This is a genomic window from Burkholderia savannae (assembly GCF_001524445.2).
Taxonomy (GTDB): domain Bacteria; phylum Pseudomonadota; class Gammaproteobacteria; order Burkholderiales; family Burkholderiaceae; genus Burkholderia; species Burkholderia savannae.
On the sequence record NZ_CP013417.1, the window covers coordinates 1865324 to 1883142 of the forward strand.

A 17819-nucleotide genomic window follows, 5' to 3' on the forward strand; every position below is an offset into this window, starting at 1 on the left:
CATGACGACGAGCCAAACCTATTCGCGCCCCGAGCGGCTGCTGCAGATCGCGTCGTGGGGCATCGCCGTGGCGTTCGCGCTGTTCCTCAACATGCTGGGCAGCCTCGTGATCCGCGACATGGCGTTCGCGCCGCGCGGCGGGCCGCCGACGCTCGCGCGCTACGCCGACACGCAGGCGGACGCCGCGCTGCGCGCGTCGCAGCGGGAACTGCAGCGCGAGCAGGGCGCGCTGACGGATAAGGCCGACGCGTTCGCGACCGCCCGCAATCGCGCGCAGCAGGACTACGACCAGGCGAAGGAGAGCTTTCGCAACTGGATCGCGACGCGCAGCGCGACGGGCGACGCGAGCCGCAACCCGGAGGTGCTCGCGCGCACGCGCCAGCTCGACGAGCTGCAGGCAGCCGTGGCCGGATGGCAGCGCCGGCACGATCAGATCGCCGATCAGCTCGACGCGCTGCGCAAGCGCCAGGACGACGTGAGCGCGCAGCTCGCGCAATCGCGGACGCAGGCCGAGCAGCGCTTCGAGCAGGCAAGCCGGCGCTACGAGCTCGTCGTGTTCGCGTGGCGGCTCGCATTCACGCTGCCGATCCTCGTGCTCGCGGTCTGGCTGTTCGTCCGTTACCGGAAAGTGCGCTACTGGCCGTTCGTCTATGGCTTCGGGATGTTCGCGCTGACGGCGTTCTTCGTCGAGCTCGTGCCGTATCTGCCGAGCTTCGGCGGCTACGTGCGCGTCATCGTCGGCATCGTGCTGACGGTGTTCGCGGGCGTCTACATGCTTCGCGCGTTCCAGCGGTACGTGGAGCGCAAGCGCGAGGAGATGCGGCGCAGCCAGCGCGAACGCGCACAGGCGATCGGTTACGACAAGGCGATCGCCGCGTATCAGAAGAAGCTGTGCCCGTCGTGCGACAAGCCATGGAACCTGGGCGGCGACGGCGCGACGTTCTGCATCCACTGCGGGCTCAAGCTGTTCGAGCCGTGCGGGTGCGGCACGCGCAACTTCGCGTTTTTCCCGTTTTGCAGCGGCTGCGGGGCGTCGGTGAGCCGTGCGGAAGACGAGCGGCGGCGCGCGGACGACGCGTGACGCATCACGCATCACGCATCACGCATGACGCGCGGCCGGCGCGTCATGGGTCGTCATGGGTGTGTCATGGGTGTGTGGCGGGCGGCCGTTTGCGCGCGCGGCCGGGTTACGGCGATTCGATCACTTTGCAGGGCTTGTTGCAGTCCGTGTACCTCATGCACGTCTTGTTCGAGACGAGCCGTTGCAGGTTTTCCCGCGCGAGCTTCTTGGCTGCCGTGCACGCGTCGTGGCTGTTGCCCGGGACGACGCCCGTGGCCGACCGCCCGCGGTCGGCCTTGCACGGGTCGGCGGGCGCGCCTTCCTTGATCGAGCAACGCCCCTCCTGACTGACTTTTGCCGCGTGAGCGGCAGGCGCGGCGGCGAGCGACGCGAAGCCTGCGACGACGGCAAGACGGATCAGACGGCCTGCGTTCCGGGTGACGATTGTCATTGTTCTTCTTTCCAGCGAATGCGTCCGAGACCGGCCGGCCTCGGACGAGCCGGCCGCCCGTAGGGGCGCGGCGATGGGCCGGCGGCGCGCCGGAGCCGGGCGGGATCGATGCGTCACGGCGCGATGCGGCGCGACGATGCCCGCGATCGAGCCTAAGAAAGCCGAAAGCGTGCCGTCAAGCTGCGAAATCTGGTGGGCGGGCAACGCGCGTCGAATGGCGGCCGATGCCTTGCGGCGCGTCGCGGCGACATGGTGGCGATATGGTGGCCACGCGGCGGCAATATCGCGGAGCAGCACAGGCGGGCGGTCCGCTCGAATCGGCCGCCCGCCGATCGTTTTCGACGAATCGTCGAAAACGATCGGCAATCCGTCGAAAATTCGCGTCGATCCGCATCAGTTTTCGTCTACAAAGTGTTTTTGCACATCCCTACACTTTCCGACAGGGCAACACGCCACTTACAACAATCACCTTGTCAGGAGAGAACGACATGAAAATCGCCATCGTCGGCGCGGGTCTCATCGGTCACACCATCGCTCATCTGTTGCGCGAAACCGGCGACTACGAAGTCGTCGCGTTCGACCGCGATCCGGACGCGCTCGCGAAGCTCGCGAACGAAGGGATCGCGACGCTGCGTGTCGATTCCGCCGATGCGACCGCGATCCGCGAAGCGGTGAAGGGCTTCGACGCGCTCGTCAACGCGCTGCCGTACTACCTGGCCGTCAACGTCGCCGCCGCCGCGAAGGCCGCGGGCGTCCATTACTTCGATCTGACCGAGGACGTGCGCGCGACGGGCGCGATCCGCGAGCTCGCCGAAGGCGCGAACCGCGCGTTCATGCCGCAGTGCGGCCTCGCGCCCGGCTTCATCGGCATCGCCGCGCACGAGCTCGTGAACGGCTTCTCCGAGGTGCGCGACGTGAAGATGCGCGTCGGCGCGTTGCCCGAGTATCCGACCAACGCGCTGAAGTACAACCTGACGTGGAGCGTCGACGGCCTCATCAACGAATACTGCCAGCCGTGCGAAGCGGTTCGCGACGGCCGCCGCCAATGGGTGCAGCCGCTCGAGGGGCTCGAGCATTTCTCGCTCGACGGCATCGAATACGAGGCGTTCAACACGTCGGGCGGCCTCGGCACGCTGTGCGAGACGCTCGAAGGCAAGGTCGAGACGCTCGATTACAAGTCGGTCCGCTATCCGGGCCACCGCGAGCTGATCCAGTTCCTGCTCGAGGATCTGCGCCTGTCGACCGATCGCGACACGCTGAAGGCGATCATGCGCCGCGCGGTGCCGTCGACGAAGCAGGACGTCGTGCTCGTGTTCGTCACGGTGACGGGCATGAAGCACGGCCAGCTCGTGCAGGACGTGTTCACGCGCAAGATCTTCGCGAAGGAAGTTTGCGCAATGCCGATGAGCGCGATCCAGATCACGACGGCGGGCGCGATGTGCGCGGTGCTCGATCTGTTCCGCGAAAAGAAGCTGCCGCAGAGCGGCTTCGTGCGCCAGGAGCAGGTGCCGCTGCACGCGTTCCTCGCGAACCGCTTCGGCAAGCTGTACGAGGGCGGCACGCTCGAGAGGATGCACGCGCTCGCGTAATGCCTGCGCCGCGCGCGACGCGTGTTGCGCGCGGCGGGCGGCTCCGTCGCGACGAGCGGTGCCGACCGGAGCGCGGCGCGTCAACGTGAATCGAGGCGCGTCGATGCAAAGACCGCAAAGACCGCAAAGACCGCAAAGACCCCGCGAAACGACGCCGGGCCGGCCGTAGGGCCGCCCGGCGTTTTTTGCAAGCCGTGTCGGAAACGGAAATGGGACAGCCGTCGCGATTCGCCGCGTCAGGCGGGCAGCGGCGGCACGGTCGACGCGCCGCGCGCGGGCGGCGGTGCGATGTGATCGAGGAGCGCGCCGACGTCGGCATCCGACGGCGCGGTGTTGTCGAACATCAGGAGGCCTTCGCACTGCTCGCCCGTCGGGATGAAGCGGCGCTGCCGGTATTCGTCCCAGTGCGCGAGCTTGTAGGCGTCATTCGGGTTGCCGCGCGCGACGATCCGCGTGTGCGCGGTCTCCTCCGCCGTGTGGACCCAGACGATGCGCAGCTCGACGTCGGGCCCGATGCCGAGCCACGCGCGGTCCAGGAGGCGCCTGTCGCGCACTTCGCGCGACATCGGGCCGACGACGATCACGCTGATGCCGAGCTCGAGGTTCTCGCGCGCGGTGTCGAGGAGCCCCTGATATTCGGGATCGCGCAGATGCTGAAGATAAAGCGGGCTGTCGCGGTCGTTCGGGTCGTGCGTCAGCGCGCCCATCGCGGCCGAGCTGTAGCGGCCGTACAGCGTGTCCTTGTCGAGCAGGCAAAACGCTTCGCCCGTCGTCTTCATCAGCGGCCGGATCAGCCGCTTCGCGAGCGTCGTCTTGCCCGTGCCGGCATGGCCGCAGAAAAACACCAGATACGTCACGAACGGCTGCCCTCCGGGGCGGCGGGCTCGCTCGCCCGGTGTGCGTCGTCGGGCGAGCCCGTCGGGAAATTGCCGCTCGCTTCGAGCCACATCGCGTTGATGATGCCGAAGCCGAGCGCGACGCCGATGCCGAGAATCCATGCGAAGTACCACATCGCTGCCTCCTTGACGCTCAGGACGGCGGCATGGGCCGCCGGACGATTCGAGGGAGCGCCGCTTCGCGCGAGGGCGGGCGGCGACGCGTGCACGACGCCGATCATGACCAATATCGGCGGCCCGCGCAAGCGACGCGTCGCCGCCGCTTCGCGCGAGAGCGGCTAAACTGTGCGCCGGAATCGCTTCGAACCTAGCAACAGCATGCTGATCAATTGCGCCGCATACCAGGATGGCCGCAAGCTGGCCGACATCGACATCGACGACATCAGCGACTACGTCGCGAAGCCCGAGTGCTTCGTCTGGGTCGCGCTGAAGGACCCCGAGCCGGAAGAAATCGAACGGATGGGCGAGGAGTTCGATCTGCACGAACTCGCGCTCGAGGACGCACGCAAGGGCCATCAGCGCCCGAAGATCGAGGAATACGGCGATTCGCTGTTCGCGGTGCTGCATACGCTGGAGATCGACGGGCAAGGCGAGCTTCGGTTGGGCGAGCTGAACGTGTTCGTCGGCCCGAACTACGTGCTGTCGATCCGCAATCACACCGAGCAGGACTTCCGCGCGGTGCGCGCGCGCTGCGAGCGCGAGCCGCATCTGCTGAGGGAGGGCGCCGCGTTCGTGTTCTACGCGTTGATGGACCAGGTCGTCGACCGCTATTTCCCGATCCTCGAGGCGCTCGGCGCGGAGCTGGAGGCGCTCGAGGACCGGATCTTCGAGAAGACGGGCACGGCCGCCGCCCGCGCGCTGATCGAGGATCTGTACACGCTCAAGCGCCGGCTCGTGATGATGCACCAGCACACGGCGCCCCTCGTCGAGCCGCTCGCGAAGCTCGTCGGCGGGCGGATTCCGCAGGTCTGCGCGGGCATGGACCACTATTTCCGCGACGTCTACGACCATCTGCTGCGGATCGTGCGGACGATCGAAGGGCGGCGCGAGATGCTCGTGACCGCGCTCCAGGTGAACCTCGGGATGATCTCGCTCGCGGAAAGCGAGGTGACGAAGCGGCTCGGTTCGTTCGCCGCGCTGTTCGCGATCCCGACGATGATCGCCGGGATCTACGGGATGAACTTCAACAACATGCCGGAGTTGCACTGGCGCTACGGCTTCTATGTGTGCCTCGGCGTGATGGCGGCCGCCGACCTGTTCCTGTGGAAACGCTTCAGGAAGGCCGGATGGCTGTGAGCCGCCGTGCTCACGCGGGCGTCGCGAGCTTGCCGACGACGACGCTCCACGGCCGCACCCGCCAGCGCTTGACGAGGCCGTTCGCGACGTAAGGATCGGCTTGCGCGAACGCCTCGGCGGCGGCGGGCGACGGCGCGTCGAACACGAGCACCGCTTCGTCGGTCGGATCGGCGAGCGCGCCCGCGAGCAGCAGCTCGCCGCGCGCGGTGGCCGCCTTCGCGAGCTCGAGATGCTCGGCGCGGTACGTGCCGCGCCGCTCGAGATAGTCGTCGACGAGTTCGTAGGTCAGCAGGTAGTACATGGAGCGCTCCTCACAGGATGGGGCATGCCGGCCCGTCGGCGCGAACCCGCGGCGGGCGGTTATACGGGCAACGGCCACGGGCAACGGCCAGTAAACGGCCAGTATAGGCTGGGCTTCGCGGGCGCCGCATCGTGTAACAATCGGTCGCGGGCGAACACCTCGCATCGACCGCGCGGCCGCCCCTGAACGTTCGCGTCGGCGCGCCCGGCGGGCTTGAGCGCCGAATCTCGTCGGCGGCGCGGCGGTTGCCGCGCGTCGCGGCGAACACGCCGTTACAAATCGATACGGACCGTGGCGTCCGCACGCGTCAGACTGGCGCGCAATGCGCACGTTCGTCCGCATGTTCATCCATCGGGCGGACGCTGCGGACGCATCGCGCGACGGCAGACGCACGAGCGTACGCGAGCGCTCACGACCGTCGCGCGGCATGCCTTTGCGATACGCAGGCGGCGCGATCGCGACGCCGCACCGAATCACACGACACCACACGAATCGATGAAGCTCCGAACACTGTTGCTACTGGGAATGTCGTCCGCCATGCTCGCCGCGTGCGGCTGGTTCCATGCGGGCCCCGGCGAGCGCGACATCGACGCGGCCGTGCGCCGCGCGCTCGACGCGGAGAATCGCGGGCCGCTCAACTCGATGCTCGGCCAGCCGCTGCCGGTGGCGGCCGACGTCGCGTCGGTGAAGCCCGTCGGCGATTGCACGAAGGTGGCCGAGCGCACGTATTCGTGCAACGTCGCGATCACCTGGCACGACGGGCGGCCGGACGAAGGCGACGCGTCGTTGCGCACGACGCTCACGTTCACCGAGGGCAGCGACGGCGCGTGGCAGACGTCGCACGTCGATGCGGCGCTCGCCGCCGGTGCGGCGAAGTCGCTGATCGACCGCATCAGCGGTGCGATCGCGGCGAGCGGCGCGTCGCAGCCGCAGTGAGCCGGCCGTTCGCGGCCGGTGGTCGGCGGGAGTGCTGCGTATTTCGGCGTGCGGCGGCGATCGGCTTCATGCAATTGAGCCGCCGCCGAAGCGGCGCGTGGCGTGTCGCTCATCGCTCGAAGCCGATGTGAGCGCACGGCGACCGGCTTCGGGCGGGGCCCCCGCGCGTTGCAACGACCGATCGCGGCGGTGGGCGCCGTGGTGCGCGCGGCATGTGCTCGGTCGCGCCGATTGGAGGCGGGCTGGGCGGTAAATGGTCGCCGCGACAGCGAACTCGCGCGCGAGCGCGACGCCCGATCGCATTCGGCGATCGGCCGCTGCACGGAAAGATTGTGGCGCGAGAAGGTTGGGAAAGGCGGGGAACCGGGCCGCGAAGAAGCGCTCGCGCAAGCCCTAAGCCCTAAGCCCTAAGCCCTAAGCCCTAAGCCCTAAGCCCTAAGCCCTAAGCCCTAACAGAGGCCGTTGAAATTCTCTCCTGCAAGGTGTCGGAGAAAATCGTCGACCTCTCTGAATGCGCGACAAACCGCTTGTTCGGCTTCGGTATGGGGGAGGCTCCCCCAAAAACCTTGTGCGAGGAGCACCTCGCAAACCAGTTTTTCAATGGCCTGGTCAGCCCAACGCCGCGAGCCGTAACCTACCGCGCGCGGCCCCCGCGTCACGCGACGTCAGTGATGCGCGTACGTGCGCGGCGCGCGCACGGCACGCCGCACGTGGTGTCGGCGCTGCTTGTGATGATGCGTCGTTTTCACGGCGTGCCGTGCCGGCGTGGCCTGCGCGCCGCCGGACATGCCCGTCTGACCTTCGCCGAAGTGATAGGTCTGCGCGTGGGCGACCGGCGCCAGCGCGGTCAGCGCGAATGCGGCGCAGGCGGCCGCGATGAGAATCGAAAGCTTCAAGAGAATGTGCTCCGGTCGGATAAGGCGAACGAGCATAGCGCGACTGCGGGCCGTGTGCCTTTCGTTTGCCTGCGCCGAATGATCTTTGACAATCGCGCGACGCGCTCGATGCCGGCGCGTCGCGCGGACGGCCGGCGCCGCGCATTGGCTTGTTACGCCGCCGTCGGTCGGCTCAGTACTGGCGATTGTCGTCGCCGCGTCGGTCGTCGCGCCCGCGGTCGCCGTCGCGATAGCCGCCGCGATCGTCACGCCGGTCGTCGCGCCGGTTGTCGTCACGGCGATAGTATTGCGGCGGATGCGAGCGTTCCCATTCAGCGCGTTCCCAGTAGCGCTGGCCGTCCCAATAACGGTCGCCGTGCCAGCCGATGCCGACGTTCACGCCGACGGCGGGTTCGGCCGGATACACAGCGCAGCCTGCGAGCATTGCGCTCGCGAGGAGCGGCAGAAGCATCAGTTTTTTCATGACTTTCAACCCCATGAAGTCGGTTCGTAACCCGAATCATAGAGAGTTGGCGGACCGCCGCGTGTAAAGGATTGCAACGGTATATGACGATGACGGCCGCCGCGCCGCGCGATGCGGCGCCGCGTGTCGTCCCGGGCGGCGGACCGACGCTCGGGAAAGGCACGACGCTCGTGCAGCCGCCGAAGGCCGTTCATTCGCGACCGGGGTGCGCATGCCGTGTGCCGCCGTGCGCCGCCGCGCGCCCATTCGCATCGGCTCGCGCCGCAAGTGAATCGACGCGGCGCGATCGCATCACTCGCTTTGCGGCGGCGGCAGGTTCTGCACCATCAGCGTCTGCGGATTCGACAGAGGAATGCCCGCCGCGCGCAGCCGCTTGAGGATCTCGAACAGCAGATCGCTCTTCGTCGTCCCGGCGATGCGCGGACTGCCGACGTAGCCCGTCACGCTGAGCGTGATCCCGTCCGGCGTGAGCTGGCTGAACGTGACGGACGGCGCGGGCTTCTCGAGGATCGCCGCGTGCTCGCGGTACGCGCCGAGCAGCAGGTCGCGCACCTGCTCGGGATCGGTGTTGAGCGGGAACGTGAGCATCAGCGTCGCGACGCCTTGCGTGCTGTTGCCCATCGTCACGTTGCGCAGGTTCTGCGAGATCAGCTGCGAGTTCGGCACGATCACGGTCGAGCGGTCGGACAGCTGGATCTCGGTCGCGCGCACGTTGATCCGCCGGATGTCGCCTTCGACGCCCGAGATGCTGATCATGTCGCCGACCTTCACCGGCCGCTCGGTCAAGAGGATCAGCCCGGACACGAAGTTCTTCACGATTTCCTGCAGGCCGAAGCCGATGCCGACGGACAGCGCGCTCACGATCCACGCGAGGTTGTCCCACTTGACGCCGAGCAGCGACAGCGTAAGCAGTACGATCGCGACGTAGCCGACATTGCTGAAGAGCGTGATGAGCGACGCGCGCATGCCGGGGTCCATGCCGATCGCCGGCAGCAGCTCGTTGTCGAGCCAGCGACGCACCGAACGCAGCAGATAGAGGCCGACCGCGAGCGCGAGCGCCGCGTTCAGGATGCGGTCGGGCACGATGTTCAGGCGCTGCAGCTTGTCGCCGCCGAACATCGAGATCACGCTCACGAGCAGGTCGTTCGGCGTCGTGCCGAAGCCGCCCGTCAGCAGCGCGACCACGGCGACGAGCAGCAGCATGCTCGTGCCGAACCCGGACAGCACGGTCTTCGCCTGATCGAGATGGCTGTCGTTCAGCCCGAACAGATGCTTGATCAGCTTGCCGCTCGACAGGTTCGCGGAAAACGCGCTCGCGCACACGTCGCGCGTGAGACGGGTCAGCAGGTACAGGCTGCCGAGCACGATCTCGAACCAGACGAGCTCGTAGGTCAGAAAGCGGGCGACGGAGATATAGCCGACGAGCAGCGCGACGAGCGCCGCGACGACGGTCAGCGTGACGCCTGCGTGGATCAGCCCGGCGAGCGTCGAGCGCGCCTCGGGCGGCTCGCCCGCCGCGGCGAGCGCGGTGCGCACGCGGTTCGCGCGCAGCAGCGACGCGCCGATCGTCATGACGACGACGAGCGACACGATCCCGCGGCCGAACAGCGTGACCTGCACGCTCGTGTCGGCCGTGCGGTTCAGTTGCTCGAGCGCGCCCGCGACGAGCAGCAGCGTCGCGAGGATCGCCGGGAACGGCCGCATCGCGAGCGCGACTTCGTCGGCGAGCGCGGGCAGGCGCCAGCTCGGATGGCGCGTGCACAAGAGCGCGCGGCCGAGGCCCGCGATCAGCGCGCAGGTCAGCGCGAGCTTCGCGAGCTCGTCGGCGAAATCCTGCAGTGCGCTCGGCAGCGCGTAGTCGCGCGTGAGCGCGAGGTAGACGAGCTGCACCGTGACGCCCGTCGTCACGACGCTCGCCAGCACGACCGACGTCGCGAGCGCGCTGCGCCGCACGCGGGTTTCCGGCAGCTTCGTCAGGCTGAACCAGGCGAGCGCGCGCTCGGCGAGCCGCCTGCCGATCGTCCACACGGCGAGCGCGGCGGCGATGAGGAGCGCGGTGCCGAGCCGCCGGCCCGGCTCCCACGCCGCGCGCAGCATTTGCCCGATCTGCGCGCCGAACGCGTCGAGCTCCTGCCGGTCGTCGTCCGACGGATGGAAGAGGGGCGCCCAGAACTGCGCGCCGAGGATACTGCCCGAGCGCAGCACGAGCTGGTCGCGCAGCAGGCTGCGACGCAGCTTCGAGTATTGCTGGGTCAGGTTGACGAGGCTGTCCTTCTCGTCGGCGGCCTGCTTGAGCGCGGCGTCGAACTGCGTCTTGCGCGCGTTCAGGTCCGCGCGCTGCCGCGCGACGGCAGCCGTCTCGGGCGCGGCGCCCGGCGCGGGCGGCGGGCCTAGCACGTCGAGCTGCGCCTGGAGCTGCGCGCGCGCGGGCACGAGCGCGGCCGTCAGCTTCTCGACGTCCGTCGCGAGCGCTTGCGTCGCTTCGTCGAGCGCGTTCAGCTGCTTGTACGTTGTCGCGGTCGACGCCTGCTGCTTGATGCGGTCGAGCGTGACCTGCACGCGCTTGAGCTCGGCGACGGCCTCGTCGCGCGAGATCGTCGGCGCGGGCGGCACGGTCGCGCCGGACGCGAGGTCGACGGCCGCGACGGCGGGCAGCGCCACACAGAACAGATGAAATAGACAAACGAGCGCGACATGGCGCGCAAATTTCGGAAAACGGACCATCGGGAAACCTTACAGATCGGTTGCGCGAACGGACAACCGGAATGCGCTGTAGATTGCCACGGTTTTTCGGCTCGCGTATCGCCGACGACAATCCGAAACAACTGAAAGGAAAACGAAATATTAAGGTTCTTGACAGCGCATGCCGCGCGCCGCCGCGCGCCGGTGCCGCGCGCGGCTCCGGTCGCGATGCGCGGCGGCGCGCGGCGGACCTCAGATCCGCTCGATCGGTATGTAACGGCCGTCCTTGCCGATGGGCGTCACCGGCAGGCCGGCCTTCTCGCGGCGCTTTCGTTCCTTCGCGAGCGGCGGGCAGCTGTGCGCGTCGTAGTACATGACCATGCAGTCGAGGCACAGCAGGCATTCCATCGGATCGATCCGGCCGGCGGCGTCGATCGCCTGCGAGCCGCAGCCGACCGCGCACGCATGGCAGCTCGTGCATTCGGGCTTGCGGCGCAGCTTGAGGAGCCGCAAGCGCCCGGGCAGCGCGAGGCTCGCGCCGAGCGGGCACAGATACTTGCAGAACGGCCGCTCGATGAAGATCGACGCGCCGACGACGAGCGTCCAGAACAGCATGAAAGGCCACGAGCGGTTGAGGACGCCGACGAGGAAGGTCGTCTTGAACGGCTCGATCTCGGCGAGCTTCTCGGCCCACGGCATCGAAAAGAACGACACGACGAGCAGCACGGCGAACACCGCGTACTTCAGCATGCGCAGCCGGCCGTGCCAGCGCGGCGGCAGCTTGCGCTGCAGGCGCGCGAGGCCTGTTGCGCGCGCGGTCTTGTAGAGCAGCTCGGACAGCGAGCCGAACGGGCACAGCCAGCCGCAGAAGAGGCCGCGGCCCCAGACGATCGCGGTGATCGCGATCGCGATCCAGAACAGGAAGACGAACGGATCGGACAGGAAAAGCCCCCAGTTCCAGCCGCCCGCGAGCGAATGGACGAGCGTGAGTACCTGCGTGATCGACGGCTGCGCCATCTCGTGCCAGCCGGCGAAGCCGATCGCGATCAGCCAGCTCGCGGTCTTCGGCCACGACACCCAGCGCTTGTCCGCGCGCGTCGCGCGGCGCACCCAGCGCTCGCGCGTCGCGAAGAAGAGCGTGACGGCCGCGATCCAGGCGACGAACAGGCCGATCTCGAGATGCTTGGCCGTCCAGGCCTTGCGCCACGCGGGCACGTCTTCGTCGACGCGCGGGCGGCCGCCCGCGAGGAATTCGCCCGGCAGCCAGTACCGGGAGCCGAACGCGGAGAACGTCTTCGCGCCCGTCTCCTTGTCGGACCGGTGGCCGAGGAACACGAACTGCCACGGATACGCGGCGCTGAACCGCGTGCTGCGCACGATGAAAATGCCCGTCTCGTCGAAGGCCGGCGCGCCGGCCGCCTGCATCGCGTACAGATTCAGGTAGTCGGAATCCTTGAACGTGAACGCGTTGATGCCTTGCCGGACCTGGATGCGATCGTAGATGCCGCCGCGCACGAAGCCCGAGCCCTTGAACGACTCGGTGCCGTTCGCGACGACGAACAGCGCGTGCTCGCCCGGTTTCAGCCGGCTCATCAGTTGCGCGTATTCGTAGTCGCCGAGGATGCTCTTGCCGATCGCGGGCGCGTTCAGATAGCCGTAGTAGAGATCGAGATAGGGCGCGCCCGTGTCCGGCGCGCCGACGTCGGCCGGCCGGATCGCGAGATGCGCGAGCGCGCCGCGCTCGACGAGCGTCCGCCACGCATAGCGCGTGTTCGACGGCAGCAGCCTCGCCTGCGGCAGCACCGTTTCCTTCACGATGCCGACCTGGCTCGCGATCGCGACCGCGCAGCGCGAGATCAACTGATTCTCGGCGATCACGGTGACGGTCGCGCCCGAGATCGCGTCGACGCTCGTCGCGCCCGCGTCGCCGTTGCCGATTTCGAGCCGCGCGCCCGCGAACTTGCCGACGTACTGACGCAGGAACGCGAGCAGCTTGCTTTCAGGAATCCCGACGAGCAGGATCGGCTCGCTGTGCTTGAGCACGCGCACGCCGGTGATCGTGCCTTTCGTGTCCATCCCGATCAGCGTGACGATCGGCTTGCCCGAATAGCCCTGGATGTCGACGATGTCGGTCGACAGGAACACGTAGCCCTTCAGCGTGCGTGTGCGCCCGTCGTCCGCGTAAGCGTCGACGTACGGCGGGCTGCCCTTGCGCGCCGAGAACGCGTTGGCGCCCGGCAGCACGGACGCGCAATCGGTCCACTTGCACATCTCGGGCTGGCTGAAGAGTTCGGGCGGCAGCTCCTGCTCGTAGATCGACGCGACGCCGGGGCGGGCCGCCGCGACGAGGAGCGCGAACAGGATGATCCGGAACAGTGCTTTCATGTTGGTCACTTTGACGAAGGCGCGGGCGCGGGCGCGACGTCGATCGCGCCCGCGTCGCCGGCGGCGGTGCGGTCAGTGCGCCTTGGCGACCATGAAGTCGACCGCGGCCTCGACCTCGTTGTCCTTCAGGCTCGGATTGCCGCCGCGCGGCGGCATCGTGCCCTTGCCGCCGGTGAAGCCTTCGAGCGCGTGCTTGTACAGCGTCGGCTTGCCTTGCGCGATGCGCGGCGCCCAGTCGTCCTTGTTGCCGGCGATCGGCGCGCCGGCCGCACCCGTCTGGTGGCACATGAAGCACACGCTCTTGAACACTTTCTCGCCGGCGGGGTTCGGCGCGTCCGCGGCGGTGGTCGGGGCCGCCGCGGCTGCATTGGCCGCGGGCGCCGGGTCGCTCGAAGGCGCGGGCGCGGCCGGCGCGGCGGACGGCGCGGAAGCGGCCCCGGCGCTCGCGCCGGCAGACGCGTCGACCGTGACCGAAGCGGCGGGCGCGATCGATGCCGACGACGCGGCGGGCGGCGCGCCGCCGTCGCGCTTGCCGCAGCCCGACAGGCCGAGCGCAAGCGCGAATCCGACGGCGGCGATCGACAGGTTTCGAATCTTCATGGTTTTTCCTCGTATCAGGGGAGTCAGGATGTAACGGCCCGCGCATCGGACGAGCCGTGCGCGGACGGGGGTTCGTGGCCGAGCAGCGGCGCGTCGGCAAGCCGTTCGATCAGCACGCGGACGTTGCGCCACGGCTCGGCGCCGATCTTGGTGACGGGATCGGCGACGACGCGCCCGTCCGGCGTGTGCAGATGATTCGGGTGCGCGGCGTTCGACGGCGCGCGGGCGTCGACGCCCGCGGGGCGCGGCGCGGTGTCGATGCGCATCTCGGCGTCGCCCCAGCGCCAGGCGATCGCGTATTCGTGCGGGCCCGCGATGCGCAGCGTCAGCTCGACGCCGTTCGCGAGGCTCACGTCGAGCGCGTCGCGGCGCAGCGTGACGGACGCGACGCGCGTCGCGTCGAACGTGGTCTCGATGCGCTCCTTCAGTTCGATGTGCAGCATCGTCATGCTCCTTGCGCGAGCAGCAGCGCGCGCAGTTGCTCGCGGATCGTCTCGCGCGTGTGGGTGAGCGTCTTCGCGGCGACGTAGTGCTCGTACGCCGGGTGTTCGTCGACTTCGCCCGCCGCGATCCGCGCGAGCAGCGCCGCTTCGTCGGCCGCGCCGAATTCGGCGAGGAGGCGCTTGCGATCCTCGCGCAGGTCGTAGAGCAGGCGGCTCAGCGCGTCGATCTGCTGCGCCGCCTCGTTGGGCAGGTTGCGGAAGAAATGCGTCATCTCGTCGTCCTCACATCGTCTGGTCCTTGACGACGCCGCCATCCGTCGTCGCCATCTCGGGGGTGATCTCGTCGAAGCGGTAGAGCTTGCCGCCCTCGGTTTGCGCGAAGCGCGCGGCGTCGGCTTCGGAGGCGAACGACGCGAATGTCTGGCCCATCGCGCCGAGCTTCTTCGAGCCGATCACGTAGATCGCGCGCTTGGCGTCGATCCAGTGGCCGACCGGGTGCCGCCAGTCGGCCGCGGCCATGTCCTGCACGTAGAGCGCGCGGACCTTGCGGTCGTGCTCGGGGCGCAGATAGACGGAGAAGAGGCCGAGCGTGTCGCAGAAGAAGTCCGGCTGGCCGTCCGCGTAGACGATCTGCGCCTTCGGGCCCGGGTAATCCTTCAGGCTCATGCCGTCGAGCACGCTGACGGTCGCGTCGGTGATTTCGCGCGGCGCGGGCGGCGTTTGCGCATCGTGGCCGCAGGCGGCGACGAGGACAGCGGCGGCGAGCGCGGCGACGGCCGTCCTCACGGCGGCGGGGATGCGGCGGTGTTTCATCGATTGAATCTCCAGGCGGCGAGGCCGAGCGGCGCCACGATCCACGCGAGCATGACCGGGCCGAGAAAGAGCGGCGACGCGAGCGCGGCGGGAAACGCGCTGACGGCGCCGAACATCGTATGCAGATCGCCCGGCCGAAGATGTTCAGGATGCGGAACACGTCGGCGGGATTGAGCAGCAGCAGCGGCGGCAGCAGCGGGCCGATCCCCGCGCCGCCCGTGAGCACGAGCGCGCCGAGCAGCAGCAGGTCGTAGACGAGCACGAAGAAGAACCACAGCGCGATCGCGACGCCGCTCGCCGACGTGCGGCTCGCGCAGAACGCCGACGCGCACACGGCGATGCTCAGGAACACCCAGCCGAGCAGCACCGCGCTCACGACGAAGCCCGCGTACTGATACCAGTCGGCGACGGGCACGCGCGCGGCGATCACCGCGCCCGCCGCGCCGAAGCCCGCGAGCGTCGCGCAGGTGAGGGCGGCCGCGAGGCCGGCGTACTTGCCGACGAGCAGCTCGGTGCGGGTGAGCGGATACGACAGGAGCAGGTTCAGCGTGCCGCGCTCGCGCTCGCCGACCAGCGCGTCGAAGCCGAGGATGAGCGCGATGAGCGGCAGCAGGTAGATCGTGAGGCTCACGAGGCTCGCGATCAGCGGCTCGATGCCGTGAAAACCGACGGCGCCTTGCGCGGCCGCGCCGAAATACGAGATCGCGAGCGTGAATGCGGCGAACACGAGCGAGACCGCGAGCACCCAGCGGTTGCGGATGCGGTCGTGGAACTCCTTGCCCGCGATCACGCGGATTTGCGCCCACGGCGGGCGAGCGGGCGTGCTCATGCGTTCACCTCGTATCCGGCGTAGCCGAGGAACACGTCTTCGAGCGACGGTTCGTGAATGTGCAGGTCGACGATGCGCGCGGCGAGCGGCGACAGCGCGGCGATCGCCGCCATCTTTGCGTGTTGCGGGCAGGCGAACGCGATCCGGCGGCCGCGGATCGTCGGTTCGCCGAACGGCGCGCGGCGCAGCGCGGCCTCGACGGCGCGCGTGTCGTCGTCGCGCAGCACGAGCTCGATCGTGAGCGGCAGGTTGGTCTCGCCGCGCAGCGCGTCGACGCTGCCCACCGCCTGCAGCCGGCCCGCGCGCACGATCGCGAGGCGATCGACGCGCTGCTGGATCTCGGCGAGGATGTGCGACGTGATGACGATCGTCGCTCCCGCGCGCTGCCGCTCGCGAAGAATCCGGTAGAACGCGCGGATGCCTTCCGGATCGAGGCCGTTTGTCGGCTCGTCGAGGAACAGCAGGCGCGGATCGCCGAGTAGCGCCTGCGCGAAGCCGAGCCGCTGCTTCATGCCTTTCGAGTATTCGCGAACCTTGCGCGCGGCCGCGCGGGCGAGCCCCACTTCTTCCAGGAGCGGCGCGCACGCGGCCGGCTCGACGCCTTTGCGCCGCGCGAAGAAGCGCAGCGTCTCGAGCCCCGTCAGGTTGTCGTAGAGCACGACGTTTTCCGGCAGATAGCCGAGCGTGCGCCGGATCGCGAGAAACCGCGCGTCGCGCGCGGACACGCCTTCGATCCGCACGTCGCCCGCGTCGGCGGCGACGAGGCCGAGCATCAGCTGGAACAGCGTGCTCTTGCCCGCGCCGTTGCGGCCGATGAGGCCGAACAGCTCGCCCGGCGCGATCGAGAGATCGACGCCGTCGATCGCGCGCACCGCGCCGAATGTCTTGACGACGCCTGTCAGCTCGATCATCGCTTGCCCGCCCATTGTTGCCAGCCGGCGTGCGCGGCGCGCATGCGCGGCGCGTCGTCGACGACGCTCGGCACCGCGAGCAGCGGAAATTGCCGCGCGACGACGCGCAGCGCCTGCACGGCCGGGCTGTTCATCAGCACCTTGACCGGCGGCACGCGCCAGGTCAGCCGGTCGACGAGATCGTTCGCCTTGTACGGCACGTCGCCGACGCCGCGGCCGCGTGGGTCCCAGCCGATGTAGTTGCTCCAGTAGTTGCCGGGCCACGCGACGTCGGCCGCGGCGACGTAGCGGATCTGCTCGCGGTTGCCGGCGAAATCGTTGCCCGTCACGTCGTTGTGGATCGAGCCGCCCCACAGATGCACGCCGACCTTGTTGTCGACGACGAGGTTGCCGCGGATCGTGTTGTACTCGGCGTCATAGACGAAAAAGCCGCGCTGGTTGCCGGCGACGACGTTGTTCTCGATCAGCGAATCCTGGATCGTGCGCAGCATGATGCCGTGATCGGTGTTGCCCCAGACTGTGTTGTTCCGCACGATCTGATTGCGCGCCTCCATGATCGCGAGGCCGCCTCGGTTGTGATACACGTCGTTGCCGTCCCAGACGTTGTAGTAGGAGTTCATGTAGTGCGTGCCGTAGCGCACGTCGTGGATCGTGTTGCGCTCGAAGCGCGCGTGATGCGACACGTCGACGTAGATGCCGTCGCGCGCGTAGCTGATCGTGTTGCCGACGATGCGCGCGCCCGTCGTGTTGTAGAGCTGGATGCCGTTGCCGCGCTTCGGCGACAGGAAATCGCGCTTGCCGACGATCACGTTGTCGGTGACTTGCACGTCGGCCGAGCGCTCGATCCACATGCCGAACAGGTTGTAGACGAGCTCGCAGTGCTCGATGCGCGCGCGGTCGGAGCCCGGTTGCACGTAGACGCCCGCGTTCTGCGCGGTCAGGTCGGCGCCGCTGTCGACGATCGACAGGCCGCTGATCGTCACGTCCGGCGCGGCCACGCGGATCACGTCGCCGGAAAGGCGCCCGTCGATCGTCGGGCGGCCGACGCCGCGCAGCGTGAGGCGCTTGTCGATCGTCAGGTTCTCCGCGTAGCGGCCGGGATGCACGAGCACCGTATCCCCCGGCCGCGCGGCGGCGAGCGCCGCGCCGATGCGCTCGCCGGGATGCACGGCGAGCGTCGCCGCGAACGCGGCGTGCATCAGCAGCGGCGCGGCGGCGAGCGTCACGAGAACGTGGGGAGTGGGCATTGTTTTCCGTTTCGTCAGGGC

18 protein-coding genes and 1 pseudogene are annotated in these 17819 nt (G+C 68.7%); 4 read left to right on the top strand and 15 right to left on the bottom strand.

From position 1 onward, the window contains the following. Window position 1 precedes the first annotated feature (1 nt). On the top strand, window positions 2-1081 hold the full coding sequence (locus WS78_RS09275) for a zinc ribbon domain-containing protein (RefSeq protein WP_059577472.1): 1080 nt from the start codon (window positions 2-4) through the stop codon (window positions 1079-1081). A 106-nt stretch (window positions 1082-1187) separates the two neighbouring features. On the opposite strand, the gene WS78_RS09280 is transcribed toward WS78_RS09275, so the two are convergent. Further along, window positions 1188-1511, bottom strand: coding sequence for a hypothetical protein (locus tag WS78_RS09280; protein WP_059577475.1), 324 nt, complete (start codon window positions 1509-1511; stop codon window positions 1188-1190). A gap of 488 nt (window positions 1512-1999) precedes the next feature. Here WS78_RS09280 and WS78_RS09285 point away from each other — a divergent pair, with 488 nt between their 5' ends. Next, window positions 2000-3100 (top strand): saccharopine dehydrogenase family protein, encoded by a 1101-nt coding sequence (locus WS78_RS09285; protein ID WP_038742899.1) that lies wholly within the window; start codon window positions 2000-2002, stop codon window positions 3098-3100. Between the two features lie 236 nt (window positions 3101-3336). Here WS78_RS09285 and WS78_RS09290 read toward each other — a convergent pair whose 3' ends face one another. After that, window positions 3337-3957, bottom strand: a complete 621-nt coding sequence (locus WS78_RS09290; protein WP_038742900.1) for an AAA family ATPase — start codon at window positions 3955-3957, stop codon at window positions 3337-3339. Further along, window positions 3954-4112 carry a cytochrome bd-I oxidase subunit CydX gene (gene cydX / locus WS78_RS09295; protein ID WP_038743296.1) on the bottom strand — a complete coding sequence of 53 codons (159 nt, stop codon included), beginning with the start codon at window positions 4110-4112 and terminating at the stop codon, window positions 3954-3956. Before cydX ends, WS78_RS09290 begins: the two co-directional genes overlap by 4 nt. A gap of 202 nt (window positions 4113-4314) precedes the next feature. Here cydX and corA point away from each other — a divergent pair, with 202 nt between their 5' ends. After that, a complete protein-coding gene (gene corA, locus WS78_RS09300; protein WP_059577479.1) occupies window positions 4315-5292 on the top strand; it encodes a magnesium/cobalt transporter CorA in 978 nt (325 codons plus the stop codon). Window positions 5293-5302: 10 nt separating this feature from the next. On the opposite strand, the gene WS78_RS09305 is transcribed toward corA, so the two are convergent. Beyond that, window positions 5303-5593, bottom strand: a complete 291-nt coding sequence (locus WS78_RS09305) for a YciI-like protein (RefSeq protein ID WP_059577482.1) — start codon at window positions 5591-5593, stop codon at window positions 5303-5305. A gap of 495 nt (window positions 5594-6088) precedes the next feature. On the opposite strand from WS78_RS09305, the gene WS78_RS09310 reads away from it, so the two are divergent. Next, window positions 6089-6529 carry a hypothetical protein gene (locus WS78_RS09310; protein WP_038742906.1) on the top strand — a complete coding sequence of 147 codons (441 nt, stop codon included), beginning with the start codon at window positions 6089-6091 and terminating at the stop codon, window positions 6527-6529. Window positions 6530-7194: 665 nt separating this feature from the next. On the opposite strand, the gene WS78_RS09315 is transcribed toward WS78_RS09310, so the two are convergent. From WS78_RS09315 to WS78_RS09370, 11 genes and pseudogenes are all read right to left on the bottom strand, one after another. Beyond that, window positions 7195-7425, bottom strand: coding sequence for a hypothetical protein (locus WS78_RS09315; RefSeq protein WP_059577485.1), 231 nt, complete (start codon window positions 7423-7425; stop codon window positions 7195-7197). A gap of 172 nt (window positions 7426-7597) precedes the next feature. After that, window positions 7598-7903 carry a hypothetical protein gene (locus WS78_RS09320; RefSeq protein ID WP_063889441.1) on the bottom strand — a complete coding sequence of 102 codons (306 nt, stop codon included), beginning with the start codon at window positions 7901-7903 and terminating at the stop codon, window positions 7598-7600. A gap of 276 nt (window positions 7904-8179) precedes the next feature. Beyond that, window positions 8180-10612 carry a DUF3772 domain-containing protein gene (locus WS78_RS09325; protein ID WP_059577488.1) on the bottom strand — a complete coding sequence of 811 codons (2433 nt, stop codon included), beginning with the start codon at window positions 10610-10612 and terminating at the stop codon, window positions 8180-8182. Between the two features lie 210 nt (window positions 10613-10822). Beyond that, window positions 10823-12955 (bottom strand): 4Fe-4S binding protein, encoded by a 2133-nt coding sequence (locus WS78_RS09335; protein ID WP_059577492.1) that lies wholly within the window; start codon window positions 12953-12955, stop codon window positions 10823-10825. A gap of 72 nt (window positions 12956-13027) precedes the next feature. Further along, window positions 13028-13555: a c-type cytochrome gene (locus WS78_RS09340; RefSeq protein WP_059577495.1), complete on the bottom strand. Its 528-nt coding sequence runs from the start codon at window positions 13553-13555 to the stop codon at window positions 13028-13030. Between the two features lie 23 nt (window positions 13556-13578). Further along, window positions 13579-13998, bottom strand: coding sequence for a hypothetical protein (locus WS78_RS09345; RefSeq protein WP_059577554.1), 420 nt, complete (start codon window positions 13996-13998; stop codon window positions 13579-13581). 2 nt (window positions 13999-14000) lie between these two features. After that, a complete protein-coding gene (locus WS78_RS09350) occupies window positions 14001-14270 on the bottom strand; it encodes a hypothetical protein (protein ID WP_038742918.1) in 270 nt (89 codons plus the stop codon). A gap of 10 nt (window positions 14271-14280) precedes the next feature. Then, a complete protein-coding gene (locus tag WS78_RS09355) occupies window positions 14281-14811 on the bottom strand; it encodes a nitrous oxide reductase accessory protein NosL (RefSeq protein WP_059577497.1) in 531 nt (176 codons plus the stop codon). Beyond that, window positions 14808-15640 (bottom strand): annotated as a pseudogene (locus WS78_RS09360) (ABC transporter permease). Before WS78_RS09360 ends, WS78_RS09355 begins: the two are co-directional and overlap by 4 nt. Continuing rightward, window positions 15637-16551, bottom strand: a complete 915-nt coding sequence (locus WS78_RS09365) for an ABC transporter ATP-binding protein (protein ID WP_059577557.1) — start codon at window positions 16549-16551, stop codon at window positions 15637-15639. The pseudogene WS78_RS09360 and the gene WS78_RS09365 overlap by 4 nt, the downstream one beginning before the upstream one ends. Then, window positions 16548-17798, bottom strand: coding sequence for a nitrous oxide reductase family maturation protein NosD (locus WS78_RS09370; RefSeq protein ID WP_059577501.1), 1251 nt, complete (start codon window positions 17796-17798; stop codon window positions 16548-16550). The genes WS78_RS09365 and WS78_RS09370 overlap by 4 nt, the downstream gene beginning before the upstream one ends. Window positions 17799-17819 lie beyond the last annotated feature (21 nt).

What these genes read in the sequence shown, in the direction of transcription:
- WS78_RS09345 (WP_059577554.1), bottom strand. Translation starts at nt 13,998, where the DNA reads ATGCTGCACATCGAACTGAAGGAGCGCATCGAGACCACGTTCGACGCG.
- WS78_RS09320 (WP_063889441.1), bottom strand. Translation starts at nt 7,903, where the DNA reads ATGGGGTTGAAAGTCATGAAAAAACTGATGCTTCTGCCGCTCCTCGCG.
- WS78_RS09275 (WP_059577472.1), top strand. Translation starts at nt 2, where the DNA reads ATGACGACGAGCCAAACCTATTCGCGCCCCGAGCGGCTGCTGCAGATC.
- WS78_RS09310 (WP_038742906.1), top strand. Translation starts at nt 6,089, where the DNA reads ATGAAGCTCCGAACACTGTTGCTACTGGGAATGTCGTCCGCCATGCTC.
- WS78_RS09370 (WP_059577501.1), bottom strand. Translation starts at nt 17,798, where the DNA reads ATGCCCACTCCCCACGTTCTCGTGACGCTCGCCGCCGCGCCGCTGCTG.
- WS78_RS09335 (WP_059577492.1), bottom strand. Translation starts at nt 12,955, where the DNA reads ATGAAAGCACTGTTCCGGATCATCCTGTTCGCGCTCCTCGTCGCGGCG.
- cydX (WP_038743296.1), bottom strand. Translation starts at nt 4,112, where the DNA reads ATGTGGTACTTCGCATGGATTCTCGGCATCGGCGTCGCGCTCGGCTTC.
- WS78_RS09280 (WP_059577475.1), bottom strand. Translation starts at nt 1,511, where the DNA reads ATGACAATCGTCACCCGGAACGCAGGCCGTCTGATCCGTCTTGCCGTC.
- WS78_RS09325 (WP_059577488.1), bottom strand. Translation starts at nt 10,612, where the DNA reads ATGGTCCGTTTTCCGAAATTTGCGCGCCATGTCGCGCTCGTTTGTCTA.
- WS78_RS09355 (WP_059577497.1), bottom strand. Translation starts at nt 14,811, where the DNA reads ATGAAACACCGCCGCATCCCCGCCGCCGTGAGGACGGCCGTCGCCGCG.
- corA (WP_059577479.1), top strand. Translation starts at nt 4,315, where the DNA reads ATGCTGATCAATTGCGCCGCATACCAGGATGGCCGCAAGCTGGCCGAC.
- WS78_RS09340 (WP_059577495.1), bottom strand. Translation starts at nt 13,555, where the DNA reads ATGAAGATTCGAAACCTGTCGATCGCCGCCGTCGGATTCGCGCTTGCG.
- WS78_RS09365 (WP_059577557.1), bottom strand. Translation starts at nt 16,551, where the DNA reads ATGATCGAGCTGACAGGCGTCGTCAAGACATTCGGCGCGGTGCGCGCG.
- WS78_RS09350 (WP_038742918.1), bottom strand. Translation starts at nt 14,270, where the DNA reads ATGACGCATTTCTTCCGCAACCTGCCCAACGAGGCGGCGCAGCAGATC.
- WS78_RS09305 (WP_059577482.1), bottom strand. Translation starts at nt 5,593, where the DNA reads ATGTACTACCTGCTGACCTACGAACTCGTCGACGACTATCTCGAGCGG.
- WS78_RS09285 (WP_038742899.1), top strand. Translation starts at nt 2,000, where the DNA reads ATGAAAATCGCCATCGTCGGCGCGGGTCTCATCGGTCACACCATCGCT.